The sequence below is a fragment of the Bacillus sp. 2175 genome (assembly GCF_057812155.1).
In genome coordinates this window covers 4888497-4912718 of sequence record NZ_CM173819.1, presented here as the reverse complement: position 1 = coordinate 4912718, position 24222 = coordinate 4888497, and the positions used below count along the sequence as shown (strand labels likewise).

38 protein-coding genes and 1 tRNA gene are annotated in these 24222 nt (G+C 36.1%); 28 read left to right on the top strand and 11 right to left on the bottom strand.

The features are described from left to right. Positions 1–26: 26 nt before the first annotated feature. The 14 genes from ACXKY9_RS25745 to ACXKY9_RS25680 all read left to right on the top strand — a co-directional run bounded on the left by ACXKY9_RS25745 (position 27) and on the right by ACXKY9_RS25680 (position 11684). Positions 27–476, top strand: coding sequence for a DUF4275 family protein (locus ACXKY9_RS25745; RefSeq protein WP_000670204.1), 450 nt, complete (start codon positions 27–29; stop codon positions 474–476). A gap of 115 nt (positions 477–591) precedes the next feature. After that, positions 592–972: a phage holin family protein gene (locus tag ACXKY9_RS25740; protein ID WP_001267308.1), complete on the top strand. Its 381-nt coding sequence runs from the start codon at positions 592–594 to the stop codon at positions 970–972. A gap of 156 nt (positions 973–1128) precedes the next feature. Continuing rightward, positions 1129–2058, top strand: coding sequence for an HPr(Ser) kinase/phosphatase (gene hprK, locus ACXKY9_RS25735; protein WP_001127250.1), 930 nt, complete (start codon positions 1129–1131; stop codon positions 2056–2058). A 26-nt stretch (positions 2059–2084) separates the two neighbouring features. Continuing rightward, on the top strand, positions 2085–2897 hold the full coding sequence (gene lgt, locus ACXKY9_RS25730) for a prolipoprotein diacylglyceryl transferase (RefSeq protein ID WP_000922850.1): 813 nt from the start codon (positions 2085–2087) through the stop codon (positions 2895–2897). A gap of 67 nt (positions 2898–2964) precedes the next feature. Further along, on the top strand, positions 2965–3615 hold the full coding sequence (gene ppaX / locus ACXKY9_RS25725; RefSeq protein WP_002097946.1) for a pyrophosphatase PpaX: 651 nt from the start codon (positions 2965–2967) through the stop codon (positions 3613–3615). A 33-nt stretch (positions 3616–3648) separates the two neighbouring features. Next, a complete protein-coding gene (locus ACXKY9_RS25720) occupies positions 3649–4161 on the top strand; it encodes an acyltransferase (protein WP_001255073.1) in 513 nt (170 codons plus the stop codon). 139 nt (positions 4162–4300) lie between these two features. Beyond that, positions 4301–5812 (top strand): tetratricopeptide repeat protein, encoded by a 1512-nt coding sequence (locus ACXKY9_RS25715; protein WP_000517720.1) that lies wholly within the window; start codon positions 4301–4303, stop codon positions 5810–5812. A gap of 85 nt (positions 5813–5897) precedes the next feature. Further along, the gene (trxB, locus tag ACXKY9_RS25710; protein WP_001288079.1) at positions 5898–6854 is read left to right on the top strand and encodes a thioredoxin-disulfide reductase; all 957 of its coding nucleotides are present in this window, start codon (positions 5898–5900) and stop codon (positions 6852–6854) included. Between the two features lie 165 nt (positions 6855–7019). Continuing rightward, on the top strand, positions 7020–7826 hold the full coding sequence (locus ACXKY9_RS25705) for a DUF368 domain-containing protein (protein ID WP_000455200.1): 807 nt from the start codon (positions 7020–7022) through the stop codon (positions 7824–7826). Positions 7827–8055: 229 nt separating this feature from the next. Then, entirely contained in the window at positions 8056–8514 is a 459-nt protein-coding gene (locus ACXKY9_RS25700) for an NUDIX hydrolase (RefSeq protein ID WP_001190080.1), read from the top strand. 20 nt (positions 8515–8534) lie between these two features. Continuing rightward, positions 8535–9416 carry an RNase adapter RapZ gene (gene rapZ / locus ACXKY9_RS25695; protein ID WP_000138459.1) on the top strand — a complete coding sequence of 294 codons (882 nt, stop codon included), beginning with the start codon at positions 8535–8537 and terminating at the stop codon, positions 9414–9416. Positions 9417–9419: 3 nt separating this feature from the next. Further along, positions 9420–10373 (top strand): gluconeogenesis factor YvcK family protein, encoded by a 954-nt coding sequence (locus ACXKY9_RS25690; protein ID WP_000712186.1) that lies wholly within the window; start codon positions 9420–9422, stop codon positions 10371–10373. Between the two features lie 88 nt (positions 10374–10461). Beyond that, positions 10462–11412 (top strand): DNA-binding protein WhiA, encoded by a 951-nt coding sequence (whiA, locus tag ACXKY9_RS25685; RefSeq protein ID WP_000006560.1) that lies wholly within the window; start codon positions 10462–10464, stop codon positions 11410–11412. A 23-nt stretch (positions 11413–11435) separates the two neighbouring features. Next, complete coding sequence (locus ACXKY9_RS25680) at positions 11436–11684, top strand: HPr family phosphocarrier protein (protein ID WP_000250307.1); 249 nt, start codon at positions 11436–11438, stop codon at positions 11682–11684. A 327-nt stretch (positions 11685–12011) separates the two neighbouring features. Here the strand turns inward: ACXKY9_RS25680 and clpP are convergent, their stop codons facing one another. The 8 genes from clpP to ACXKY9_RS25640 form a co-directional block, all read right to left on the bottom strand. Further along, complete coding sequence (gene clpP / locus ACXKY9_RS25675) at positions 12012–12593, bottom strand: ATP-dependent Clp endopeptidase proteolytic subunit ClpP (protein ID WP_001049162.1); 582 nt, start codon at positions 12591–12593, stop codon at positions 12012–12014. 240 nt (positions 12594–12833) lie between these two features. Further along, positions 12834–13703, bottom strand: a complete 870-nt coding sequence (locus tag ACXKY9_RS25670) for a DUF421 domain-containing protein (protein ID WP_000018924.1) — start codon at positions 13701–13703, stop codon at positions 12834–12836. A 20-nt stretch (positions 13704–13723) separates the two neighbouring features. Continuing rightward, the gene (locus tag ACXKY9_RS25665; protein WP_000215909.1) at positions 13724–13930 is read right to left on the bottom strand and encodes a DUF1657 domain-containing protein; all 207 of its coding nucleotides are present in this window, start codon (positions 13928–13930) and stop codon (positions 13724–13726) included. 11 nt (positions 13931–13941) lie between these two features. Next, positions 13942–14292: a stage V sporulation protein AE gene (gene spoVAE / locus ACXKY9_RS25660; RefSeq protein ID WP_000575919.1), complete on the bottom strand. Its 351-nt coding sequence runs from the start codon at positions 14290–14292 to the stop codon at positions 13942–13944. Continuing rightward, positions 14289–15305, bottom strand: a complete 1017-nt coding sequence (gene spoVAD / locus ACXKY9_RS25655) for a stage V sporulation protein AD (protein WP_000938972.1) — start codon at positions 15303–15305, stop codon at positions 14289–14291. Before spoVAD ends, spoVAE begins: the two co-directional genes overlap by 4 nt. Next, on the bottom strand, positions 15306–15782 hold the full coding sequence (gene spoVAC / locus ACXKY9_RS25650; protein WP_000095408.1) for a stage V sporulation protein AC: 477 nt from the start codon (positions 15780–15782) through the stop codon (positions 15306–15308). A gap of 29 nt (positions 15783–15811) precedes the next feature. Next, a complete protein-coding gene (locus ACXKY9_RS25645; protein WP_001226064.1) occupies positions 15812–16300 on the bottom strand; it encodes a YhcN/YlaJ family sporulation lipoprotein in 489 nt (162 codons plus the stop codon). 93 nt (positions 16301–16393) lie between these two features. Beyond that, on the bottom strand, positions 16394–16600 hold the full coding sequence (locus ACXKY9_RS25640; protein WP_000216166.1) for a DUF1657 domain-containing protein: 207 nt from the start codon (positions 16598–16600) through the stop codon (positions 16394–16396). A 204-nt stretch (positions 16601–16804) separates the two neighbouring features. On the opposite strand from ACXKY9_RS25640, the gene ACXKY9_RS25635 reads away from it, so the two are divergent. Continuing rightward, positions 16805–16880: transfer RNA gene (locus ACXKY9_RS25635), tRNA-Arg, on the top strand. 134 nt (positions 16881–17014) lie between these two features. On the opposite strand, the gene ACXKY9_RS25630 is transcribed toward ACXKY9_RS25635, so the two are convergent. Genes ACXKY9_RS25630 through ACXKY9_RS25620 form a run of 3 tightly spaced genes read right to left on the bottom strand, consistent with a single transcriptional unit; the run spans position 17015 to position 19052 of the window. Next, a complete protein-coding gene (locus tag ACXKY9_RS25630; RefSeq protein WP_038413879.1) occupies positions 17015–18151 on the bottom strand; it encodes a site-specific integrase in 1137 nt (378 codons plus the stop codon). Between the two features lie 30 nt (positions 18152–18181). Then, positions 18182–18649, bottom strand: coding sequence for a hypothetical protein (locus ACXKY9_RS25625; protein ID WP_038413877.1), 468 nt, complete (start codon positions 18647–18649; stop codon positions 18182–18184). A gap of 10 nt (positions 18650–18659) precedes the next feature. Continuing rightward, positions 18660–19052, bottom strand: a complete 393-nt coding sequence (locus ACXKY9_RS25620) for a helix-turn-helix domain-containing protein (protein ID WP_023523448.1) — start codon at positions 19050–19052, stop codon at positions 18660–18662. 164 nt (positions 19053–19216) lie between these two features. Between ACXKY9_RS25620 and ACXKY9_RS25615 the strand changes: the two genes are divergently transcribed. From ACXKY9_RS25615 to ACXKY9_RS25555, 13 genes are all read left to right on the top strand, one after another. Next, positions 19217–19447, top strand: coding sequence for a helix-turn-helix transcriptional regulator (locus ACXKY9_RS25615; protein ID WP_000216290.1), 231 nt, complete (start codon positions 19217–19219; stop codon positions 19445–19447). A 34-nt stretch (positions 19448–19481) separates the two neighbouring features. After that, entirely contained in the window at positions 19482–19715 is a 234-nt protein-coding gene (locus tag ACXKY9_RS25610) for a DUF771 domain-containing protein (RefSeq protein ID WP_023523446.1), read from the top strand. 58 nt (positions 19716–19773) lie between these two features. Continuing rightward, positions 19774–19941: a hypothetical protein gene (locus tag ACXKY9_RS25605; RefSeq protein WP_172965764.1), complete on the top strand. Its 168-nt coding sequence runs from the start codon at positions 19774–19776 to the stop codon at positions 19939–19941. Then, positions 19942–20169, top strand: a complete 228-nt coding sequence (locus ACXKY9_RS25600; RefSeq protein WP_038413873.1) for a hypothetical protein — start codon at positions 19942–19944, stop codon at positions 20167–20169. Next, complete coding sequence (locus ACXKY9_RS25595) at positions 20170–20520, top strand: YqaI family protein (protein ID WP_001209506.1); 351 nt, start codon at positions 20170–20172, stop codon at positions 20518–20520. A gap of 20 nt (positions 20521–20540) precedes the next feature. Beyond that, positions 20541–21188 (top strand): sigma-70 family RNA polymerase sigma factor, encoded by a 648-nt coding sequence (locus tag ACXKY9_RS25590; protein WP_003280171.1) that lies wholly within the window; start codon positions 20541–20543, stop codon positions 21186–21188. Positions 21189–21250: 62 nt separating this feature from the next. Beyond that, positions 21251–21406 carry a DUF6906 family protein gene (locus tag ACXKY9_RS25585; RefSeq protein ID WP_021727747.1) on the top strand — a complete coding sequence of 52 codons (156 nt, stop codon included), beginning with the start codon at positions 21251–21253 and terminating at the stop codon, positions 21404–21406. Between the two features lie 15 nt (positions 21407–21421). Next, entirely contained in the window at positions 21422–21625 is a 204-nt protein-coding gene (locus ACXKY9_RS25580; protein ID WP_038413868.1) for a hypothetical protein, read from the top strand. Then, on the top strand, positions 21625–21906 hold the full coding sequence (locus ACXKY9_RS25575; protein ID WP_038413866.1) for a hypothetical protein: 282 nt from the start codon (positions 21625–21627) through the stop codon (positions 21904–21906). Before ACXKY9_RS25580 ends, ACXKY9_RS25575 begins: the two co-directional genes overlap by 1 nt. Further along, on the top strand, positions 21884–22435 hold the full coding sequence (locus ACXKY9_RS25570; protein WP_038413864.1) for a host-nuclease inhibitor Gam family protein: 552 nt from the start codon (positions 21884–21886) through the stop codon (positions 22433–22435). Before ACXKY9_RS25575 ends, ACXKY9_RS25570 begins: the two co-directional genes overlap by 23 nt. 2 nt (positions 22436–22437) lie before the next feature. Beyond that, on the top strand, positions 22438–23034 hold the full coding sequence (locus tag ACXKY9_RS25565) for a hypothetical protein (RefSeq protein ID WP_038413862.1): 597 nt from the start codon (positions 22438–22440) through the stop codon (positions 23032–23034). 15 nt (positions 23035–23049) lie between these two features. Continuing rightward, positions 23050–23742 (top strand): AAA family ATPase, encoded by a 693-nt coding sequence (locus ACXKY9_RS25560; protein ID WP_038413860.1) that lies wholly within the window; start codon positions 23050–23052, stop codon positions 23740–23742. Then, on the top strand, positions 23742–24221 hold the full coding sequence (locus ACXKY9_RS25555) for a DUF669 domain-containing protein (protein WP_038413858.1): 480 nt from the start codon (positions 23742–23744) through the stop codon (positions 24219–24221). The genes ACXKY9_RS25560 and ACXKY9_RS25555 overlap by 1 nt, the downstream gene beginning before the upstream one ends. The last annotated feature ends 1 nt before the right edge of the window (position 24222 follow it).

Genomic DNA, 24222 nt, shown 5'->3' with positions numbered 1-24222 from the left:
CGGTTTTTATTGTATAGGGGGAGAAGATGAAGTTTTTAGAGGTGTTAAGGAAGAAAAATATGAAGGTAAGAGAGTTTCAAAATTGGGGTGTATATTTTCGAAAGCGCTGGGAGGATCACTTTGCAAATCATTTAAGTGATGAAGAAAAAGAAGACATTTTTCTTTATGGAGATAAGTATGGATGTGGGTATCTTTGGCACATATTTAGTTATGAGAAAAAGAAGCGTTTAGAGGGTAAAGAAGCAAAGAACGCGTTTCATAATGAAGTGAAAAAGGATTGCTACATTTTCTACCAACACTGTGATGAGGTACTGTTAATAAAGGATGCGAGTTTGTTACATATGGATGATATATTGTGTGAGAGGGACGATATGTATAAGGGTGATATCTATATTGTAGATAAGGAGTTCACTTGGACTTTTGTAAAAACTCATGAACATAGATGGTGCGGCCCTTATTTTACTAAGAAATGTTAGTAGGTATACAAGCATGAAAGATAGAATAAGTTGATATAAGTGTTCGTATCATACTTGCGTTTCTTATCTATTAGCGTATGATGAAATATATATGTTTAAAAGGATGTGTAACGAAATGAGATGGATTGTATCACTTCTTGTAAATAGCGTTGTGTTAATCGCTGTATCGGGACTTTTAAAAGGGATTGCACCAGATGCATTTTACGTAGCAAATATACAAACTGCAATTATTGCGAGTATTATATTGGCGGTTTTAAATGTGTTCGTAAAGCCATTTTTAATTTTAATTACGCTACCAATTACTGTTGTAACTTTCGGCTTCTTCTTAATTGTTATTAATGCGATTACGTTAAAAATAGCAGATTCATTATTAGGAGATGCTTTTAATATATCAGGATTTGGTGTAGCGATTGTTGCGGCAATTTGTATTTCAATTTTTAATATGATAATTGAAAAGGCAATTGTTGAGCCTCTATATGAAAAAAAGAGAAAGTGACAAAAAGAAAAACATTTCATTATTCGTATGAAATGTTTTTTTCTATTTATTAGAAACCGTATTTCTTGTTTTCAGAAAAAAATGGTACAATATCCGATAGAATGGAATTTTACATCAAACGAGACTGAACCCGCAGCGGAGTGGAGGTTTATACATATGCCGAAAGTAAGAACAAAAGATTTAATTGAACAATTTCAATTGGAGTTAATCAGTGGTGAAGAAGGCATTCATCGTCCGATTGATACAAGTGATTTATCACGACCTGGAATTGAAATGGCAGGATTTTTTACATACTATCCAGCAGATCGTGTGCAGCTTCTTGGTAAAACGGAGCTTACTTTCTTTGACACGTTAACGTCAGAGCAAAAACAAGAGAGAATGAAAGCGCTTTGTACTGAGGAGACGCCATGTATTATTGTAACTCGTAATCAAGATGTACCAGATGAGTTATTACAAGCATCACGTGAATCAGGTATGCCTTTATTACGTTCTTCTCAAACGACAACGAGATTATCAAGTCGTTTAACAAACTATTTAGAAGGTAAGTTAGCACCAACAACAGCTGTGCATGGTGTGTTAGTAGATATTTACGGCGTTGGTGTTTTAATTACAGGTCAAAGTGGTGTTGGTAAAAGTGAGACAGCTCTTGAGCTTGTAAAGCGTGGTCACCGTCTTGTTGCGGATGATAGTGTGGAAATTCGTCAAGAAGATGAAGACATGTTAGTCGGAAGTTCACCAGATTTAATCGAGCATTTATTAGAAATTCGTGGTCTAGGTATTATTAACGTTATGACGTTATTCGGTGCAGGGGCAGTACGAAATTATAAGCGTATTACACTTGTTATTAATCTTGAAATTTGGGATCAAAAGAAAAATTACGATCGCTTAGGTCTTGATGAAGAGAAGATGAAAATTATTGATACAGAACTTACGAAGATTACACTTCCAGTTCGTCCTGGTCGAAACTTGGCTGTTATTATTGAAGTAGCAGCGATGAACTTCCGTTTGAAACGTATGGGAGTCAATGCAGCACAGCAGTTCTCTGAACGATTAATGAGTGCAATTGAGTTAGGAAATCAGGAGTAAACTTTGGAGAGGGAGGTCATATACATATGCTGTTAGCTTCTGTACCACAGCTTGACCGTGTAGCTATCCAACTTGGGCCGTTTCCTGTGTATTGGTACGGGATTATTATCGGTACAGGTGTACTATTAGGTCTTTGGCTGGCAACTCGCGAGGGAGAAAGGCTAGGTATTCCAAAAGATACATTTGTTGACCTTGTATTAATTGCAGTACCGATCGCTATTCTTTTTGCGAGAATGTACTATGTTATTTTTGAATGGGAATATTACGCACAAAATCCGAGTCAAATTATTAATATTCGTCAAGGTGGTTTGGCGATTCACGGTGGTTTAATCGGGGCTGTTATTACAGGTGTTCTTTTTGCGAAACGACGCGGGGTTTCCTTCTGGAAGCTGGCTGATATTGCTGCACCAAGTATTTTACTAGGACAAGCAATTGGCCGATGGGGAAACTTTATGAACCAAGAGGCGCATGGTGATGAAGTAACGAGACAGTTTTTAGAAGGTCTTCATTTACCGGATTTCATTATTAATCAAATGTATATTGAGGGTGTGTACTATCATCCGACGTTTTTATATGAATCATTATGGAATTTTGCAGGCGTAATTTTACTACTTGCATTAAGAAAAGTGAATTTACGTCGCGGGGAGTTATTCTTCACATATTTAATTTGGTATTCAGTAGGACGCTTCTTCGTAGAAGGCTTACGTACAGATAGTTTAATGCTAGGACCACTTCGTATTGCACAAGTAATGTCAATTGGACTTGTTGTTATTTCTATTATTTTCATTATTGTGAGACGAAAAATGGGGCAAGCTGATAAAAGATATTTAGAAAATTAGAGACAAGTAGCATCTTATTATAAGATGCTGCTTCTTTCATATTCAGGAAGGCGAAAGGACTAAGGCGATGAGAATAAATACCGTGTTATTTGATTTAGATGGAACTTTAATTAATACAAATGAACTTATTATTTCTTCGTTTTTACATACTTTAAATACATATTATCCAAATCAATATAAGCGTGAAGATGTGTTGCCATTTATCGGTCCATCTTTGCATGATACTTTCAGCAAGATTGATGAAAGTAAGGTTGAAGAGATGATTACTAGCTATCGGAAATTTAACCATGATCATCATGATGAATTAGTAGAAGAATATGAAACTGTATATGAAACAGTTCGAGAGTTGAAGAAGCAAGGTTATAAAGTTGGTATTGTTACAACGAAAGCGAGACAAACCGTTGAGATGGGATTACAGTTGTCAAAGCTTGATGAATTTTTTGATGTTGTCGTGACAATTGATGATGTAGAGCATGTGAAACCACATCCGGAGCCACTTCAAAAAGCGCTTGAATTATTAGATGCAAAACCAGAAGAGGCATTGATGGTTGGGGATAATCATCATGATATTGTCGGTGGTCAAAATGCGGGGACGAAAACAGCTGCGGTTTCATGGACGTTGAAAGGTAGAGCGTATTTAGAGGCTTACAAGCCGGACTTTATGCTAGATAAAATGAGTGATTTGCTACCGATTTTGTCTAACATGAACCGTTCATAAAGGTTCAAGTAAGTTAGTAGAGGAGCGAGCTAAGTGCGACGGACAACGCGCTATCCTGTTTCAGGAGAAAATTCGTTATGGAATGTGTATAAAACAGTGTCTTTTTGGAAGGTAATGAAAAACTTTATTATTATCCAAATTGCGCGTTACACGCCATTTTTATCCGTAAAAAATTGGTTGTACCGCACTTTTTTACGGATGAAAGTAGGAAAGAAAACATCATTTGCGCTTATGGTAATGCCGGATATTATGTTCCCAGAAAAGATAACTGTGGGAGAGAATTCGATTATTGGCTATAACACAACGCTTTTAGCACATGAATATTTAATTCGTGAATATCGACTTGGCGAAATCGTCATTGGAAATGAAGTAATGATTGGAGCGAATGTAACAATATTACCAGGTGTGAACATTGGAGACGGTGCGACTGTCTCAGCTGGCACACTTGTTCATAGAGATGTACCGAGCGGTGCTTTCGTAGGTGGAAATCCAATGCGTATTATTTATACGAAAGAGCAAATGACCGCAAGAGAAGGTTCATGGTGAAAATGTAACATTTCTCCTCTTTTTTTATGAATAAAAAGGAAATAATTGAGTATAATATACTGTTTTGTTTTTTACGGAATCGTTTATACTTATAGATAGAAGAATGTGTGAACGAAGAAAACAAAAAACTGGAGGATATATGGGGAAAAATCAAAGGATATATAAGGAGAACGGACAAGTTATCTCTTTTAATCAATTAGCGGACTTCTTTTATAAAAAAGGGATGAGAGCTTACAAAGGACAAAAATTGCAAGATGCAATTAAATATTTTCGAAGAGCGGCACAAAGTGAGAAGGAGCCGTTTATTTTATGTCAATTAGCATCAGTATTATCTGAGGCTGGTGAATATCAAGAATCGAATCAAATCTTCTTAAAGTTAGTTAGATCTAATCCAGAACTTGAACAGTGCTATTATTTTATTGCAAATAATTATGCATATATGGGGTTATTTCAACAGGCGAAGAAATATGCAGATCGTTATTTAGAAGTTGCAAAAGAGAAGGAATTCGTAGAAGATACGTTAGAACTTCTTGAGATTATGGAAGAAGAAGCAATGGGTGCGGAAGAGATTGAAGATGAAGATGATTTAATTGTTATGCAGGAAGAAGCGAATCGCTATATTCGTAATGGACAATTGGAAGAAGCAATTGCTACATTAGAAATTGTTACGAAAGATTATCCGGAATTTTGGTCAGGTCATAATAATTTAGCCATTGCACATTTTCAATCTGGTAATGTAGACAAAGCACTGAAGTTAACAGAAATGATTTTAGAGAAAAATCCTGGCAATATACATGCGCTTTGTAATACGCTTATTTTTCTATATTCAATTGGAGAGCATAAACAAGTAGAGGCATTAGCGGGACAGCTAGTTTCGGTATATCCGATTTCATTTGAACATCGTTTGAAACTGGGAACTACACTCGCAACAATTGGTTATTTCGAGCATGCATATAAGTGGTTCAAACTATTAAAGCGTCAAGGATATGAGGGAGACGTTAGTTTTTATTATTGGTTTGCATATTCTGCGTATATGGTGAAAGACCAGCAACTAGCTGAAAAAATGTGGCAATATGTCGTGGAATTACATCCTGATAAAAAGGGAAAAGAACCGTGGAATGCGCTGAATTTAGCAGATGAAGGGCAAAATGTGTTATTTGAAGAATTACGAAAATCATTTCAGCAAAGTGCGACGCTAGAAGAACAAATGCTAGCTTTATATTTAATGAATGAATTGTCAACGCCGGAGAAGGTTGGATTCTTCTTTGATATAACGCAAGCGAAGAACGGTGTTCCCATCGTATCGCAACTTGCAAAGTACTTCTTTTTACTTAATAGTCATAAGAGTATTCCAGCTGATTTACAGCAATTTGAGCAGTGCGCGAGAATTGCGGATGCATTATACAATTATACGAAAAAAGATGATGAATTAATCGAAGAGTGTTTACACTTTTGGTTTTGTACGTTCATACGTTTATATACATCTGGAGACATATTTACAAATGTGTACGGCTGGTCAGCTGCGATTGAATACATTGTACGCGGCGAACAAGGAAATAAAATGACACAGTCGGAGCTTGGAGATGTATATAATGTATCTGTAGCGACTGTCCGAAAGTATGTGCAAGCTGTTAAGCGTACGCACACATAAGATAAGCAAATCATTGGGAAAAAAATGATGCTAACAGTATAATGAGGGTAACTTAATTGTGTAGGAATGGATAGGAGTGAATAGTGTGTCAGAAGAAAAAATTTATGATGTCGTTATTATTGGTGCAGGACCAGCTGGTATGACAGCTGCAGTATATACATCTCGTGCAAATTTAAGCACATTAATGCTTGAGCGAGGTATTCCAGGTGGCCAAATGGCAAACACGGAAGATGTAGAAAACTACCCAGGTTATGAGTCTATTTTAGGACCAGATTTATCAAATAAAATGTTTGAGCATGCGAAGAAATTTGGTGCTGAATATGCATACGGTGATGTGAAAAAAGTCATCGATGGTAAAGAATACAAAACAATTATTGCTGGTAAAAAAGAATATAAAGCACGTGCAATTATCGTTGCAAGCGGTGCAGAGTATAAAAAAATTGGTGTACCGGGTGAAACAGAACTTGGCGGCCGCGGTGTATCATATTGTGCAGTATGTGACGGAGCATTCTTTAAAGGAAAAGAGCTTATCGTAATTGGTGGCGGAGATTCTGCTGTTGAAGAGGGTGTGTTCTTAACACGCTTCGCATCAAAAGTAACGATCGTTCACCGTCGTGACACGCTTCGTGCACAGAAAATTTTACAAGACCGTGCTTTCCAAAACGAAAAAGTAGATTTCATTTGGAATCACACTATAAAAGAAATCAACGAAGCAAGTGGTAAAGTAGGAAGTGTAACACTTGTGGACGTAAATAGTGGAGAAGAGAAAGAAGTCAAAACTGACGGCGTATTTGTATACATCGGTATGTTACCTTTATCAAAACCATTTGTTGAACTAGGTATTACAAATGAAAATGGTTACCTTGAAACGAACGAGCGTATGGAAACGAAAATCCCTGGTATTTTCGCAGCTGGTGATGTTCGTGAAAAAATGCTTCGTCAAATTGTAACTGCAACAGGTGACGGTAGTATTGCAGCGCAAAGTGCACAACATTACGTAGAAGAATTATTAGAGGAATTAAAAACTGTATCAGAAAAATAAGGGATAATATACCTTGTGAGAAGAAAGCTACCGACAGGAGCTTTCTTCTTTTTTTGTGTGAAAATGTCAAAGTTTTGTCAAAAAATATAAGGATTATAAGCTTTCTTATTGATATACTGGACTTTACGGAAAAAATCACTATAAGAAATGAGGAATTTATTCAGTATGGAATGGCGTAATATATATCGTGGATTTTGTATGGGCGTTAGTGATTTAATTCCTGGTGTGAGCGGCGGTACAATCGCTGTTGTGTTAGGGATTTATGAACAATTGCTTGCGGCAATTAGTGGATTCTTTAGTCGTGAATGGAAAAAACATTTAGGATTTTTAATTCCCCTTGCAGCTGGTGTGGCAGCGGCATTTTTAACGTTAAGTCACGTTATTAAATATTTACTTGCAAATCATTATGAACCGACTCAATTTTTCTTCCTCGGTTTAATTATTAGTATATTACCGATGTTAATGAGGGAAGCTGATGCAAAGTCGTCGTTTAAAGGTAAGCACATCGTTTTATTAATAGTTGCAGCAATTCTTGTTGCGATTACAGCTTTCTTTAAACCAGATAAGGCAGCAGATCCAATTACGACTTTAACAATTGTAAATGCAATTGGTTTATTTTTCGCAGGATGGATGGCTAGTATGGCAATGCTGCTTCCTGGGATTAGTGGATCGTTTATTTTATTAATTATTGGTGTGTATCCAACAGCAATTAACGCTTTAACTACACTTAACTTACCTTTAATCGTGGTTATCGGTGCTGGTGTTATGGTTGGATTTGTTGTAAGTAGTAAAGGCATTAGTTTTTTATTAGATCGTTATAAAAGTATGACATTTGCGGCAATTATTGGACTTGTAATCGGTTCGATTGTAATTGTATTCCCTGGGATTCCGACTGGTGGATTTTCAATTATAAGTTCAATCATTACCTTTATTTTAGGATTTGCGATTGTTACTTATTTCGGTAAGAAATAAGTACTTTAATCCCCTTGGCGATAAAAAGCGTTAAGGGGATTTTTCATGCTATTCATTAAAAGTCTAAGCATTTACATTGCTTGTTATAGAAAGCTTTTTTAAAATTGCTGAGTAGCATATGCTTAGCGAAAGAGGACTGGCTCCTTCGTTGTAGCAAACTGTTTTTGATAGTATAATGAAAGAAGTATGCAGTGAGGAATTTTACTGCAAGTAGCTGAGGTGAAGAAACATGCAAAGAGTGACAAACTGTGTGTTAATTAGAGATAATGAAGTACTCTTACTCCAAAAACCTCGCCGGAATTGGTGGGTTGCACCAGGCGGGAAAATGGAGCGTGGTGAGACTGTAAGAGATTCCGTTGTTCGCGAATATCGCGAAGAAACAGGTATTTATTTGAAAAACCCAGCGTTAAAGGGGGTCTTCACCTTTGTCATCCAAGAAGGTGATAAAGTTGTTTCTGAATGGATGATGTTCTCCTTTTTAGCGACAGATTTTGCAGGAGAAAACAAACTAGAGAGCGAAGAAGGCATCATTGGTTGGCATACATTTGATAAAATTGATGATTTAGCAATGGCGCCAGGAGATTATCACATTATTGATTATTTAATTAAAGGAAATGGCATAATCTACGGTACATTTGTATATACCCCAGATTTTGAGTTGCTTTCATATCGATTAGATCCGAGTTAAACCGTCAAGGAGAGGATACGATGACAGAGAATAATGATATAAAAATGGTAATTATTACAGGGATGTCTGGAGCTGGAAAAACAGTAGCTTTACAAAGTTTTGAAGATTTAGGATATTTTTGTGTAGATAATTTACCACCGATGTTATTGCCAAAGTTTATTGAGCTTATGGCGGATTCAAAAGGGAAAATGAATAAAGTGGCACTTGGTATTGATTTACGTGGCCGAGAGTTTTTCGAACATTTATGGGGAGCACTTGATGATTTATCAGAACGTACATGGATTATTCCTCATATTTTATTTTTAGATGCGAAAGATAGTACGCTTGTAACTCGTTATAAAGAAACGAGACGTTCGCATCCACTTGCACCAACTGGTTTGCCGTTAAAGGGAATCGAAGCAGAGCGCAATTTATTAACAGATATGAAGGCACGAGCGAATATTGTGCTTGATACATCGGATTTAAAACCGAAAGAATTACGTGAAAAAATTGTTCACTTGTTCTCAACAGAAACTGAGCAAGCATTTCGTGTAAATGTTATGTCATTTGGATTTAAGTACGGTATTCCAATTGATGCAGATTTAGTATTTGATGTTCGTTTTTTACCAAATCCATATTACATTCCACACATGAAGCCATTAACAGGACTAGATGAAGAAGTTTCTTCGTATGTACTGAAATTTAATGAGACACATAAGTTTTTAGAGAAGTTGACGGATCTGATTACTTTCATGCTGCCTCATTATAAAAGAGAAGGCAAAAGTCAACTTGTAATTGCAATTGGATGTACAGGTGGACAGCATCGTTCTGTTACGCTTACAGAATACCTTGGGAAACATTTGAAACCAGAGTATAGTGTTCATGTATCTCATCGTGATGTGGAGAAGAGAAAGGGCCATTAAGGGATGAAAAAAGAGAGAAAACCTAAAATTGTCATCATGGGAGGCGGAACTGGACTCTCAGTTTTATTAAGAGGATTAAAGCAATATCCTGTTGATATTACAGCAGTTGTTACAATCGCTGATGATGGTGGCAGTTCGGGTCGATTACGTGATGAGTTAGAAATTCCACCTCCAGGTGACATCCGTAACGTACTTGTTGCGTTATCGGATGTAGAGCCACTGGTGGAAGCTTTATTTCAGCACCGTTTCACAACAGGAGACGGACTGAAAGGTCATGCGTTAGGAAATCTATTATTGGCAGGTATGACCTCGATTACAGGAGACTTTTTCCATGCAATTACGGAAACAAGTAAAGTATTAAATGTCAGAGGACGTGTATTACCAGCAGCGAATCAAAGTGCGGTACTTCATGCGGAACTTGAAGATGGAGAAATTGTAACAGGTGAATCAAAGATTCCTTATTACGGAAAGAAGATTAATCGCGTCTTTTTAACTCCAGAAGATGTAGAGCCATTGCATGAAACGTTGGCTGAGATTAAACGAGCTGATTTACTTGTTTTCGGCCCAGGAAGTTTGTATACGAGTATATTACCCAATTTAGTTGTTAACAAAATTGGAGACGCAGTTCTTGCTGCAAAGGCGAAGAAGGTATATGTATGTAACGTTATGACACAAGCGGGTGAAACGATGGGATATACTGCTTTTGATCATGTGCAGGCGTTACACGATCATTTAGGGCAACCATTTATCAATACTGCAATTGTAAATAACCGTGAGATTCCTTGTGAATTACGTAAGTTATATGATGAAGAAATGTCTACACCAGTTGTAGTGGATGAAGAACGTTTTGTTGAAAATAATATTGATGTTATTCAAGAGGGATTAGCGAAGTATGATGATCATGTTGTAAGGCATGATACGTTAAAGTTAGCTTCGATTTTATATTCATTGTTATAAATATGCGTTGCCTCGTTTGAGGTAGCGCTCCTCATTCATATAGGACAAGAATTTTGTTCCGCAATAATCGTATAAGGAGGTGTTGACTGTGTCATTTGCATCAGAAACAAAGAAAGAGTTGACGAATCTTGAGATGAAGGAATGCTGTGAGAAAGCAGAATTATCAGCGCTACTTCGAATGAACGGGTCGCTTTCTTTTTCAAACCGTCGTCTATCTATCGATATTCAAACGGAAAATGCGGCAATTGCAAGAAGGATTTATACGCTTTTGAAAAAAGGATATGACGTGACGGTAGAATTACTTGTTCGTAAAAAAATGCGATTGAAGAAAAATAATGTATATATTGTGCGGCTTGTTGAGAAGTCTCGCGAAATATTAGCTGATCTTCATATTGTTCGAGATGACTTTTCATTTATTCGAAATATATCACAAGAATTGATTGAGAAGAAGTGTTGTAAACGATCGTATTTACGCGGAGCATTTTTAGCAGGTGGTTCAGTAAATAACCCAGAAACATCATCTTATCATTTAGAAATCTTTTCGTTATATAAGGAACATAATGATGCTATATGTGAACTGATGAACGGATTTGATTTAAATAGTAAGACGCTGGAGAGAAGAAAAGGGTACATTACGTATTTGAAAGAAGCAGAAAAAATTACAGAGTTTTTAAATATTATAGGTGCTCATAATGCACTTTTAAGATTTGAAGATATTCGAATCGTACGTGATATGCGTAATTCTGTAAATCGTTTAGTGAACTGCGAAACAGCTAATTTAAATAAAACAATTGGTGCAGCACTAAGGCAGATTGAAAATATACGCTACATTGATGAGACAGTTGGTCTTGATATATTGCCGGATAAACTACAAGAGATTGCACAATTACGAAGAGATTATCAAGATGTAACATTGAAAGAGTTAGGTGAGATGGTATCCGGGGGGAAGATTAGTAAGTCGGGTATTAATCATCGTTTGCGTAAAATCGATGAAATTGCAGAGAAATTACGCGCGGGGGAAACGGTAGCAAAAAAATAAGAGGTTAAAGGGGAAATGGAGCTGTGGTTCAAAAAAGAGTTCAAGTTTCATTAAAAAACGGTTTACAAGCACGTCCGGCTGCGTTGTTTGTACAAGAGGCAAATCGCTTTCATGCAGATATCTTCATCGAGAAAGATGGAAAGACAGTAAATGCAAAGAGCATAATGGGGATTATGAGCTTAGCAATTGGAACTGGAAGCATGATAACAATTACAACAGAAGGTTCAGATGCAGAAGAGGCTTTAGAAGCATTAGCTGCATATGTACAATAAAAAGCTATCGCGTATATGCGATAGCTTTTTTGTTGTCTGTGCGAATTAGCGAGGAGGGGTATTTAAGGGGTACGTGCTTGTCGAGAATTGTCGGTAAGTCGATAAGTTATGTCGAAACGTCGATATATTAAAATAATCGCCGATATAATCGGAGTTGCGGTCGATATATTTGAAAAATCGCTGATATATTTAGAGAGATACTGGATGGGGTATGTGAGCGGGGAACAATATATAAAAGAAGCGCCCAATTATAGGGCGCTTCCACTTTTAGTTGTATCCAGCTCCAGCGACCTGCGATTCTAAACGAGCCGCTTTCGCTTTTAGTTATTAACGATTTGTAAAGATTTTATCGATTAAACCGTATTCTAAAGCTTTTTCTGCTGTCATGAAGTTGTCGCGGTCTGTGTCGCGTTGTAGTACTTCAAGTGGTTGACCAGTGCGGTCAGCAAGAATTTGGTTTAGTTTTTCACGTAAGAATAGGATACGTTTTGCAGCGATTTCGATTTCAGTCGCTTGACCTTGTGCTCCGCCAAGTGGTTGGTGAATCATTACTTCACTGTTTGGAAGTGCATAACGTTTTCCTTTTTCACCTGCTGCAAGTAAGAATGCACCCATAGATGCTGCCATACCGATACAGATTGTTGATACTTGTGGTTTAATAAACTGCATTGTATCATAGATTGCCATACCTGCTGTGATAGAACCACCAGGGCTGTTGATGTAGATGTGAATATCTTTTTCTGGATCTTGAGATTCCAAGAATAAAAGCTGGGAAACGATTGAGTTAGCTACGTTGTCATCAATTGCACTACCAAGCATAATGATGCGGTCTTTTAATAGTCGAGAGTAAATATCGTAAGCGCGTTCTCCACGATTTGTTTGTTCAATTACTGTAGGAATTAAATTCATCTGTTATTTCCTCCTTATAAAGCTTTCTTAGTCTTATAATACAATTATGGTCAATAAAGGTCAAACGAAACCACTTTAAATCAAAAAAATATGTAGTTGTACCATGAAATATTCGCTATGTTTTCGAAATTCCCTGCTTATGTATCTTCAACATCATAACCGAATTACATAAATTTAAACGTTATGAAAACTGGAGAAAAAAGAAAAGAACGCCTTTTAACTGAAGCGTTCTTTCGATAATTAGTCTTTTAAAAGATAGGTTACTTTATTTAAAATCTTTTCGATTTGTTTCGCGTTTTTACTATACATTTCACTTGCTGATTTCGACTTTGTTTCTAAGGAAAATAGTTCAAGATCAGCATGACATTTTTTTAAAGATGCTAATAATAAAGGTTTGTTTTGAGGAGAAGGCATTTGGAGTTTGTCATTGTAAATGTCGATAGTAAGTTGTCCGTATGAATCCACTTGACCGAGGAAGACATTTTCAATAACAACACCGAGTTTTTCTAATTCTGAATGTAGCCAAGCGCGGTTATGTCCGCTTGCTGAAAGAGGTTCATCTAGTACATTTCCATCCATAATAACAGTTTGTGGTTCTTTCTCGTTTGGTACTTTTAAACCGATGTCTTTTGCTGTAAGTGGCTGGGAATCTTTCTTTAATAATACATTTAATTCTCCGCTCGGTTCTAAGACAGCAAATTCGACTTCAGCTACGCTGAACGCACTTTTTCCACGGAGAAGTTCCAGTAATTCGTCACTCGTATATTTTTCTTTCTTTAAGTTATCTTCGAGTATCTTTCCGTCTTTTATTAATACGGTAGATTTCCCTTCAAAGAAGTCCCGAGCTGTTTTGTTCTTTAAAGAGAGGATTCCTGTTAAAAAAGGTACCACAGCGAAAATGAGTATCGCAAAGACGCCGTGAAAAAATTTTGAATCGAGCCCTGTAGATACTTGGGCAGCGATGTCACCAATCGTCATTCCGGCTATGTATTCAAAAAAGGAAAGCTGAGAGATTTGTCTTTTCCCTAACCATTTCGTAATAGCGAATAAAATAATTAATATGAATACAGAGCGAAGAATGACAAGTGTCCATTCCGGCAGGTGAGACATAGTCGTTTCCTCCAGTCTACTTAAAACCCTTTATATTGAGGTTCTTCACGTTCTAATACTGAAATTCTATCCTTTAAATCAGCGATGACGCTGTCCATTTCTAACATACATTCATGAAATACGCGTTTTGATTCTTCGTCTTGTGAATTTAATGAAAGGGAGCTTAAACTTGCTTGAGCGCCCCTTACACTAGCAAGGCAAGTTTTTACGCTAGCGATAACAGTCATATAAACACCTCTTATCCTTTCGGTTTGAATAACAATGCTCCAATGAAGCCGAAAATAATAGCCGCTGATACACCGGCGCTCGTTACTTTAAACATGCCGGTAATAACGCCAACGATGCCATGTTTTGCAGCTTCTTCCATTGCGCCATGAACGAGGGCATTACCAAAGCTTGTAATAGGTACAGTTGCCCCGGCTCCAGCGAAATCAATTAATGGCTCATACAAATTAAATCCATCTAATATAGCTCCAGCAACAACGAGTGTTGCCATTGTATGAGCAGGTGTTAGTTTGCCGACATCAAACATAAGTTGGCCGATTACACATATGAGTCCGCCAATGACGAAAGCCCAGAAAAAAATCATTGCGTTGCACCTCCAAATTCAATCGAAACGGCGTGAGCGATACACGGAATCGTTTCTTCTTGTTGGAATGTAAGTGGAGATAGTAAAGCGCCTGTCGCAACGACAAGTATTTTTTTGAACTCTCCTCTTTTCATTCGGTTTAATAAATGACCGTACACGACTGTTGCAGAACATCCAGGTCCGCTAGCACCAGCTATGACAGGTTGTCCTTCTCTATAAATGATAATTCCGCAATCTTGAAATTGTTCGCTCGTTACTTTCGTTCCGTGTTTATGTAGTAAGTCATAAGCAATTTCGCGTCCTACATGTCCGAGATCGCCTGTTACGATTAAATCGTAGTAAGAGGCATCAATTTGACGTTCACGTAAATGGGCTTCAATTGTATCAACTGCAGCTGGAGCCATTGCGCCTCCCATATTAAACGGATCCGTTAATCCCATATCAACCACTCGGCCGATTGTTGCAGAGGTTACTCTTGGACCGTGTCCAGTATCGCTTAATATAGCGGCTCCTGCTCCGGTTACTGTCCACTGTGCAGTAGGCGGCTTTTGTCCACCGTATTCGGTAGGGTAGCGGAACTGTTTTTCTACAGCTGTATTATGGCTTGAAGCTCCAGTTAATAAATATTTTGCACCTTTTGCATTTACGATACTTGCCCCAAGTGCTAAACCTTCCATAGAAGTAGAACAAGCCCCGAATAATCCGAGATAAGGAGTGCCCAGTGTGCGGCAAGCAAAGCTTGTAGGGGTAATTTGATTAATTAAATCTCCTGCGAGTACGAACTGAATATCATCTTTACGAAGTTCTGCTTTTTCAGTAGCGCGACTACAAGCCTCTTCGAATAAAATTTTATGTGCTTTTTCATAGGAATCTTGTCCGAGCCATAAATCTTCATGAAGGATATCGAAGTCTTCTGGGATGTTCCCCTTTGCTTCAAATGGTCCACCGACAACCCCTGTTGAAATAATGACTGGTTTGTTTTCAAATACCCACGTTCGGTGTCCTTGTAACATTTATAGCCCTCCCCATTGAACGAGAATAGTTTTAATAAGTGCGATGACGAAAGCGGAAAATACACCAAATAAAATAACAGAACCAGCTAGTTTAAACATATTACCGCCGACACCGAGTACAAAACCTTCCGTTCGGTGTTCAATACACGCGGAGATAACAGAGTTACCAAATCCAGTGACAGGTACAGCTGTTCCAGCGCCTGCAAACTGACCGAGACGATCGTATACACCGAATCCGGTTAGCAACATTGAGATAAAAATGAGAGTTGCGACTGTTGGATTTCCTGCTGAGCGTTCGGTAAAATCGAAATACGTAATATAAAAAGTTGATATCAGTTGCCCGATTAGGCAGATAAAACCACCAACGAAAAAGGCCTTTAAACAATTTTTTAGAACAGGGCGTTTCGGTTCGCGTTCTTGCTCAAATTTTTTGTATTCCTGTTGTACAGGGGTTAAGTTTTTATCTTTACTTGACATTGCAATCCTTCCTTTTCTATTCGAAAGCGTTAAGTGTTAGATTCCATTTCTGATCCGATTAGCTTTAACTGTTTTTTGATCTCATCTTTAGATACTTCTTTTTTCTTAATTTTGTTTGCAAGCTTTTCGAGTAACATAAAGATTTTTTTATCTGTACTAACACGAACATCGAAAGTAGGATATTCATCACTTAGTTGCTTTTGAAGTTTCTTGCGCAAAGGTTTTAATCCAAACCTTTCATGATGCTCAGGTATAACCGCTATGTAGAGATCTAAATTTGAATTCACTGCTGCGCTTTTTATAATTTCATCCATAGCGAGGGCCTTTTTCTTAGCTCCTTGCGATATAGATTGATTAAAGGATTCTGTACTCATCTTTGTTAATTTTGGACCCTTTTCTTTTTCTGTTCGTTTTGTTTCTTCTTTCTTTACCTTTTTATCTAATGGGCTATGATCACAACCGGTAAAAGAACTAAATAGAAGTATAAATAACGCGGTTATAAGTCCAATCTTTCGCATAATCATCATTCCATTTCTATTGCAATATGTAATGTGATAGAAAAAGGATGACTGCATATCATCCTTTTTCTATTTCACAGCAAGACTGATTCGTTATTGCTGTGAGTATTGTGGTTCTTCTTGTTGGACTTCTTCAACACGTGGGTTTAAAGAATCGATAATCGTTTGTGTTTGCTGCGCAGCTGTTTGGAAAAGTTGCTTAGCTTGTTGGTTATCCGTATCAAGAGCGAATCCCTCTAAGCTAGCTTGTGCACTTTTTAATCCAGAAACAGTCTGCTTTAATTTTGTAATTACAGTCATTGAATGAAGCCCCCTTTGGAATATCAATTCAAAGATTATAATTTGTGAGTTGGGGAGAATTTATGATTGGAAAATTTAGGGGTGGAATGGATTTTATATGCTTTTAGCTAAGATGCATAAGGTATTACGGGGATATTTTTATTGATTTAGATGGATTTTATTGCTATTATTATGAGAAGAAAATGAAGTGTTTTCTATAATCATGCGCCCATAGCTCAGTCGGATAGAGCGGTGGTTTCCGGTACCACGTCTGCCGGGGGTTCGAATCCCTCTGGGCGCGCTTTTAGATTTTTAAATAATTACATGTTTTTTCTTAAAACCTTGATATAAATGGGTTTATATAATTTTGTAGGAACTATCTATTTCAAATAAACTTATACGTTTAGAATTTTTTTTGCACGATTTTTGCACATTTTATATAACTGATTGGAACAAATTCAACATAGTTTGATCAACGATTCTAGATTCCTTTTGTTCCATTTCATCTAAGACATGTGAATATGTTTGTAGTGTAATTACAATATCTTTGTGGCCAAGTCTTCTTGAAATGTATTTTATATTAACGCCATTGTATAAGAGTATAGATGCATGTGTATGGCGTAATGAATGACATGTTATCGGTTTAACATTGCATCTTGCGCAAATCTTTTTAAGAACTTTGTTTACAGCGTTATTTGTTATAACTTCCATTTGATTATTAATAAAACACAAGTTTTTAGTATTCCTTAAACCTGTTTTCAGAGCATGTTCTTTTTGGTGTTTTTGTAAATCTTTTAACATACTCACTGTTTCCTTATCAATTGTTATTGTACGTACAGATTGATAATTTTTAGTGTTACCAAAGTCATTCTTATCACGATAATCCCACGTCTTATTGATTGTAATTGTTCTTTCTTCTAAGTCTACACAGTCCCATGTCATCCCCATTATTTCACCAAATCTTGCCCCAGTGGCTATGGCAAAAAGAATTATATATCTTGAAATGTATTGTGGTGTCAAATTTGCGCGTAATTCATCCACTATTTTTTTCATCTCTTCTTGATTGATAAACTTTAATTCTTCTGATTTTGTTTCATTCTCTCCATGTATAATAGCTTTGTAAGTAGGGTCTCTATGCAAAATTCCATCTTCAATTGCATATTTTATACATGCTTTAACACAGTTATGTTTTTTCTTGACGGTCATTTTAGCACGTTTTTTAGATAATTCATTTAAAAAGTTTTGATATAAAACTCTATTTAAGTCTTTCATACGGACACCAATAAAATGCTCTTCGACTAATTTTACAGATTGTAAAAGGTTTTTCTCATGCGATAGACTATGTTTTCCTTTTTTATATACCTCAAACCATTCTCTCATATACTCGGAGAATAGTTTATCTTCTGCATTTAAATTATGTCCACGACTTATTTTTTTTTCTAATTCACTTGCTGCAATTGCTGCTTCTTTTTTGGTCGAGAATCCACCTTGGGTTTTTGTTTTGTATTTATCTCCATCTTTATAAGAAACGCGATACCTCCAACCAGTTGCTCTTTTTTCAAAACTTGCCAAGTTTTTCTCCTCCATTCAAAATAAAATTCACTAAAACTTTTGAATGTTTATATGTGTATCAGTTAAGAAATGAACTAAGTAATTTTTATGATAAAAAGATACTCCTTTTGTCATCCGGATATATTCAAATGCATCTATAACACAAGCCGTTGTAACTTCAAGTTCTTCTGCTATATCCCAAGGTGTTTGGATGCCTTTTTCATAGCATAGTATTAAAGCATCAATTGTAACAATTCGGAGGCAGCCTATTTTTCGGGCTTGGAATTCTTGCTGACGTTCGGTAATAGTTTCCTGTCTAATTATATTACCTATGCCTTTCTCAAAGTGAGCTATTTCCTCACTAACTGTTACGTACTTTTCTGCAATGGTTTGATTAAGATTATTATTGATATATATTTCACTACCAACACAAAGTCCACTTAACCCATTAGGCATCTCATTATTAAAGTTGAAAGTTATTTCTGGATATTGTGCTATAAGTGTTTCCAACTTGTTCATATAAATGCTCCTATTTTCTTTTACTTTTAACAAAATTAATGAAGTCCATTACCTCTTGTAGTTCTTCTTTGCTTAGATTATCTTCCATGTGAGCTGCGATTACCATATGAGGATCATCTTCTGTTTCCTGATCCTTGTTTATAGTGATAATCCCTGATACATCATCATCAGTAATTCTTTCTCCTTTTTCCAGCTTTTCTGCTATCGTAAAGAAACTTTGGGGACTTACCTGTAATGCCTTTGCATAATTTTGTATATCTAACTCATCAAGTGTGCTATTTCTATTTTCATGACCAGATATGGTGCTTTGTTTATAACCAGTAATTTTTTCTAAATCTTTTTGAGTCATTCTTCTGTATTTACGTAAATATTTGATCGCTGGACCCAGAATATTTTTTTTCAATTTCAAGTGACCTCCATCCATTGATACGATAAGGATAGTATACTCTAAAATAACGCGTGATACAATAAAAATATTGTGTATCATAATATTATTTCTGTATATAGCTTGAATAATATCGAGATGTGCGATATTATTTGGTCATCGGATAATTCGGAGGTGACACAATGACTGTTAAAGAAGAAATTAGAAAGAAATATTTAAAACCCAAACGAATTTTAAAAAGAGAAAGAATGGCACGTGATATCACGATTGCAGAAATGGCAATTGCATTGGGGATCAATAGAGACGCATACTCTGCGAAGGAAAAAGGGAAATTTTCATTTTCGGATTATGAGATGCAAGTTATTAAAAAAAAGTTAGGCTTACCAATTGAGTATCTTTTTTTTATAGATTAATATCGAGTATCTCAATATTTCGGGAGGGTTTTAAGTGGAAAAAGAAAAAACATGGTGGGAAATGAAAGATTTAAAAAAAGCTACTGGATATAGCTATGGTTGGTTAACACAAAATATTCTTTACAAACCTTGTTATAAAAAAATATTGGATATTAATAACGGTGGTTTTGTTTATTATCCAGAGTCTAGAGGGAAAAAGTGGTTGTTTATAGCTGATAGAATGCAAGAGTTTCTTGAAAAGCATTTTAATCAGATTGTGAGTAAATAAAAGCAAGTTAACTTACATATATCCATTAGATCAATAAATCTTAAGGAGAGTGAAAAGCATGAATGGAGTACTACTAGCAACACGAATTATGAAAGGGCATGAAGTTGTTAAAAAATGCGCAGAAGCAAGAAATAACCCTTTACTATTAGAAGCTATGGAATCAGAAGCAAAACGTAAGTTATACGAAATGAACCGTAAGGTTTCAGATCGAAGGGAGGTGAGTTAATTGTTCAAAGGTTATTGTTTTATTGAAAAAGACGGACAGTTTTGTCCAACGGTTAACCTTGCGAATGCACAAGAAACTTGGAACTACGTAAATTTACAAAAGCATATTTTTCCTGAAGTTCGAATTTGCGATGAAGATGATTTTACTGTAGTTCATGCTCTCGATGGAAAGATTGTATTTCCGCAAGAGTGGGTTGAAATGGAAAAGAAAATGAATGAGGTGAGTTAAATGAGGGAAGTAACAGTAATTTTTAAATCTGGTGCAACAGCAAGTTTTACAGTTGAGGAGTTTGCAACGTTTAAAAATGGATTTGGAGCTTTAACAAAAATCGAGTATACAGGTGCTAATAAGAAAGTACCCTTCCACATTGGATTAAGTAATATCGATGCAATATTTGTGGAAGACATTGGTGGGAAGGAATCTACTAAAGAACCCGATCATCCAATTGAAGATGTATATGGTGATGAAATTATGCAAGGTGATGTTTATTACAAGTTCGGTGATTATATCGTACTGGAATATAATTTAAAACCGTACTTAATTGAGCGACAAAATGTTGAATGCTTTCGAGCTGTATAAAAAGGAAAGGGTGGTAAGGAGTGTTGGCAAATGATTTGTTTGAAGAAAAACAACATCTAGTGTTTGCTGCAATTAAACAACAATTTGGAAGTATGACAAGGGCTGCGAAAATCGCAGAGTTAAACAATATGGAACTTGATGATTTAATTCAATTCGGTCGTATGTATTTATGGGAGCGTTGTTTAAAGCATGATCCAGAGAGAATAGAAACGTTTAGTGCATACGTAATGAGAGGTATGAAATGGGCCATGAGTGATGAGCTTCACTTGAAAGGGAGCCTGTTTAAGATTAGCAGACGGATTAGTCATGAAGAAAGGAATAAAATCAACATTCATTCGATTGACTATCATCAAGAGGAGGAAGAGGTACACGGATTTTATGCGGTGTCTCCTATCGATGTGGAAGAAGAGGTAACAAAACATATCGAATTTGAAGAAGTAACGAGCGTTCTTGAAGAAAAAGAAAAGTCCATCATTATGCACGTTGGTGAAGGGTATACCACAGAAGAAATTGCTATGAAATTAGAAATGAAAAAATCAACAGTTCATACAACGAAAACACGTGCGTTTAAAAAGATGAATCCAGATTATAAGCCAATAAAACAAAAATCCTTTTTCTTGGGAAAGAGGATAATAAAGAGAAACCGCCAGTTGGGGCTGACGGTCTAATAAAAACACATGTTGAGGTCATTATAGCATGAATTGATTTTGTGTAAAGGAGAGACTATATCTTGAAGAACGGTAAAAAGCCGAACAAACGTGAAAAGATTCATATTCAATCACATAATTTAAATCCACATGATTGGTTGATTTTTAAGAAAGTAAATAAGGAATTGCATTTGGTCCATCGGACTACTGGTGTAACTCGTATAATTCCAAACTTATAGATTAGGAGAAACGTAATGGATAGACAATTAAAAACTAAAACTACATATCTAGTAAGTGTAGGTAATTTATTTGTTAGTAATGCAGATCCATTGGTAGTAACGAGGTTAGCTAAAAGTGCAATGGAATTTGAATATGAAAAATCAAAGCAAGTAGCCAATGATGTCGGTGGAGAAGTAATTCGCAAAACTGTGGAGTATGAAAGGGTGGCGGAATTTTAATGGATATTAAAGCGATTGAAGAACATATACAAGCTATAAATTCAGCAGAAAATCATGGAATCTTGAATGTCTTTGGAAATGAAGTACAAGTAACTGATGAATTATTTGAAGAACTCCTTAACGAAAAAGGGGATTTAGAAGTAGTAACACGTGAGTGTTCTGATTATCCTTTTCGAGCTAACTTCAAGCGAAACGGCATAACCTACTATTCTATCCACACGGGAGAGCAAATAAAAAATATCTTTGGAGGTAATATCGATGAACTCATTACAAGAAATTGAATTAGCGGAAGTTGATGAATTACAGGATGCGGAGAAGCAATTTGAAATTAGTGATTTGGAAGGCCTTAATTGGGCATTCCGTAAATTGACTGCACTTAAAGCTGAAGAAAAGAAAATTACAACATTGGCAAATGTTGAACGTGACCGTATTGCACAATGGGAGCAAAAAGAATTAAAGCCTATCCACGATAGCATTAGTTTCTTTGAAAGTCATATCCATCGTTACCATGCGGAACAACTTGCTGCAGATCCAAAACAGAAAACGATTAGCACGCCTTATGGTAAATCCAAAACCCGTAAGAGTAGTGAAGCGCCAGAACAAAAAGATAAAGCCCAGGTACTTCAATATGCTATTGAAAATCATCTTGATGATTGTCTAAAGACTGAAGTTAAATGGGGTGACTTGAAGAAGAAATTCAAGATTGCGGAAATCAGCGGTGAAAAAGTAGTTGTGGATGAGGATGGACAAATTGTTCCAGGGGTTACGGTTAAACCTGAATCTATTTCTTACAGTGTGGAGGTTTTATAAAAATGGCTAAAGTAAAAATTGAATTAGATATAGATTGGTTAGAGGAAGGTGAAAATCTTGATGATTTAATCAAAAGTCAAGTTATTGCTGGTTTACAGGATAGATTGATTCAAAAAGCAGAACAAAAGATTTTAGCAAAAATTGAACGTGAAGTTGAGGAAAAAGCAAATGAGGTTGTAGATACTTTTATTCATGGAGCCTTAGAAAAGAAAATCGATGAATTAAAAATACCATATAAGAAAAATGGCTGGGGATCAGAAGTAGAATTAATGCCGATCAGTGAGTTTATTGGTATGAGGTATGAACGATATCTGACTGAAAAAACACTTGATGAAAATGGCCGAGAGGCTAAGTACTCAGGTGATAGAAAGTTATCCATAAGCGAGTATTTTATTCAAAACTATCTCGCTAAGGAGCTTACTTCTAAAGTTAGCACGATGATTCAAACTGCAAGAAAAGATGCAGAGGAAACAATAGTTAAGGCGCTTGAAAACAATCTAAAAGAACAGTTATCCGTTGATATTATTCAAAGGCTTAATATTCCACAGATGCTAGAGAGTCTGCAAAGTAAAGCTACAGAATTAGATATTAAAGAATAGGAGGGAGATTTATAAATGAAAATCAAAAACGGTACTGAAATTACGAAAAGTAATAATGCAAAAATTATCATGTATTCAAAACCGGGTGACGGTAAAACGACGGTTGCTGGGTTGCTACCAGGAAAAACATTAGTTCTTGATATTGATGGAACAAGCCAAGTTTTAGAAGGATATGAAAATGTAGATGTAGCGGAGATTGATGAAAGTAATCCACATGATAGCATTTTACAATTTTATGGACATGCTAAAGCGAACATTAATAAATACGACAATATCTTTATCGATAACTTAACGCATTATCAAAAGTTATGGTTATTGAAGAAAGGTGAAAATACAAAAAGTGGTATGCCTGAATTGAAGGATTACGCTTTACTAGATAACCATCTTTTAAAGTTAGTAGAAACATTTAAAACTTTAGATGCAAATATCATTTTTACCGCTTGGGAAACAACGCATACTATTACACATGAAAATGGGCAGCAGTACACTCAATTTATTCCGGATATTCGGGATAAAATTGTTAATCATATTTTGGGTGTTGTTAGTGTTGTTGCTAGGTTAGTGAAAAAAGCAGATGGTACACGGGGATTTGTCCTAGAAGGCGACCAAAGTACTTATGCTAAGAATCATTTGGATCAGCGTAAAGGCTGCGTACAAGGTGAATTAATAGTGTCATCTACAAATGAAAAAATAGGGGGAAATAAATAATGTCATTCTTTAAATTTGATGAAACAAACGTAAGTACAGGTTTTGAACTAGTAGCAGAAGGTAAATATGAAGCAAGTGTTATTAATGCAACAGCAAAGGACTTTCAAGGTCATCCAACTTTAGAATTAGATTTTGAGATTCGTTCAGATGTTCCACAGCCACACCAAGGAGCGAAGATCCTATATAACACATTCTATTTTCATAATGATAATCCTGAATACCAGGAAAACAATATTAAAAGAATTAATAGCTTAATTGCAGCTTGTGGATTCCCGAATGGAACTACATTTAACAGTGCTGATGATATGGCCAAGCAACTTTTTAATAAGTCATTATTAATAACTGTTAAACATCAAGAAGATCGTAATGATAAAAACAAGAAATATCCAAAAGCGAGATATTTTGATGTATCAAAAGTAGATTCTCCGTCACAAGTTGGGGAACCAATTTCTATCGGTGATGATGATTTACCATTCTAAT

Coding starts and splice junctions, on each gene's coding strand:
- ACXKY9_RS25745 (WP_000670204.1), top strand. CDS start 27: ATGAAGTTTTTAGAGGTGTTAAGGAAGAAAAATATGAAGGTAAGAGAG.
- ACXKY9_RS25740 (WP_001267308.1), top strand. CDS start 592: ATGAGATGGATTGTATCACTTCTTGTAAATAGCGTTGTGTTAATCGCT.
- hprK (WP_001127250.1), top strand. CDS start 1,129: ATGCCGAAAGTAAGAACAAAAGATTTAATTGAACAATTTCAATTGGAG.
- lgt (WP_000922850.1), top strand. CDS start 2,085: ATGCTGTTAGCTTCTGTACCACAGCTTGACCGTGTAGCTATCCAACTT.
- ppaX (WP_002097946.1), top strand. CDS start 2,965: ATGAGAATAAATACCGTGTTATTTGATTTAGATGGAACTTTAATTAAT.
- ACXKY9_RS25715 (WP_000517720.1), top strand. CDS start 4,301: ATGGGGAAAAATCAAAGGATATATAAGGAGAACGGACAAGTTATCTCT.
- ACXKY9_RS25705 (WP_000455200.1), top strand. CDS start 7,020: ATGGAATGGCGTAATATATATCGTGGATTTTGTATGGGCGTTAGTGAT.
- ACXKY9_RS25700 (WP_001190080.1), top strand. CDS start 8,056: ATGCAAAGAGTGACAAACTGTGTGTTAATTAGAGATAATGAAGTACTC.
- rapZ (WP_000138459.1), top strand. CDS start 8,535: ATGACAGAGAATAATGATATAAAAATGGTAATTATTACAGGGATGTCT.
- ACXKY9_RS25690 (WP_000712186.1), top strand. CDS start 9,420: ATGAAAAAAGAGAGAAAACCTAAAATTGTCATCATGGGAGGCGGAACT.
- clpP (WP_001049162.1), bottom strand. CDS start 12,593: ATGAATTTAATTCCTACAGTAATTGAACAAACAAATCGTGGAGAACGC.
- ACXKY9_RS25670 (WP_000018924.1), bottom strand. CDS start 13,703: ATGTCTCACCTGCCGGAATGGACACTTGTCATTCTTCGCTCTGTATTC.
- ACXKY9_RS25665 (WP_000215909.1), bottom strand. CDS start 13,930: ATGACTGTTATCGCTAGCGTAAAAACTTGCCTTGCTAGTGTAAGGGGC.
- spoVAE (WP_000575919.1), bottom strand. CDS start 14,292: ATGATTTTTTTCTGGGCTTTCGTCATTGGCGGACTCATATGTGTAATC.
- spoVAD (WP_000938972.1), bottom strand. CDS start 15,305: ATGTTACAAGGACACCGAACGTGGGTATTTGAAAACAAACCAGTCATT.
- spoVAC (WP_000095408.1), bottom strand. CDS start 15,782: ATGTCAAGTAAAGATAAAAACTTAACCCCTGTACAACAGGAATACAAA.
- ACXKY9_RS25645 (WP_001226064.1), bottom strand. CDS start 16,300: ATGCGAAAGATTGGACTTATAACCGCGTTATTTATACTTCTATTTAGT.
- ACXKY9_RS25640 (WP_000216166.1), bottom strand. CDS start 16,600: ATGACTGTAATTACAAAATTAAAGCAGACTGTTTCTGGATTAAAAAGT.
- ACXKY9_RS25625 (WP_038413877.1), bottom strand. CDS start 18,649: ATGAACAAGTTGGAAACACTTATAGCACAATATCCAGAAATAACTTTC.
- ACXKY9_RS25615 (WP_000216290.1), top strand. CDS start 19,217: ATGACTGTTAAAGAAGAAATTAGAAAGAAATATTTAAAACCCAAACGA.
- ACXKY9_RS25605 (WP_172965764.1), top strand. CDS start 19,774: ATGAATGGAGTACTACTAGCAACACGAATTATGAAAGGGCATGAAGTT.
- ACXKY9_RS25595 (WP_001209506.1), top strand. CDS start 20,170: ATGAGGGAAGTAACAGTAATTTTTAAATCTGGTGCAACAGCAAGTTTT.
- ACXKY9_RS25580 (WP_038413868.1), top strand. CDS start 21,422: ATGGATAGACAATTAAAAACTAAAACTACATATCTAGTAAGTGTAGGT.
- ACXKY9_RS25575 (WP_038413866.1), top strand. CDS start 21,625: ATGGATATTAAAGCGATTGAAGAACATATACAAGCTATAAATTCAGCA.
- ACXKY9_RS25570 (WP_038413864.1), top strand. CDS start 21,884: ATGAACTCATTACAAGAAATTGAATTAGCGGAAGTTGATGAATTACAG.
- ACXKY9_RS25565 (WP_038413862.1), top strand. CDS start 22,438: ATGGCTAAAGTAAAAATTGAATTAGATATAGATTGGTTAGAGGAAGGT.
- ACXKY9_RS25560 (WP_038413860.1), top strand. CDS start 23,050: ATGAAAATCAAAAACGGTACTGAAATTACGAAAAGTAATAATGCAAAA.
- ACXKY9_RS25555 (WP_038413858.1), top strand. CDS start 23,742: ATGTCATTCTTTAAATTTGATGAAACAAACGTAAGTACAGGTTTTGAA.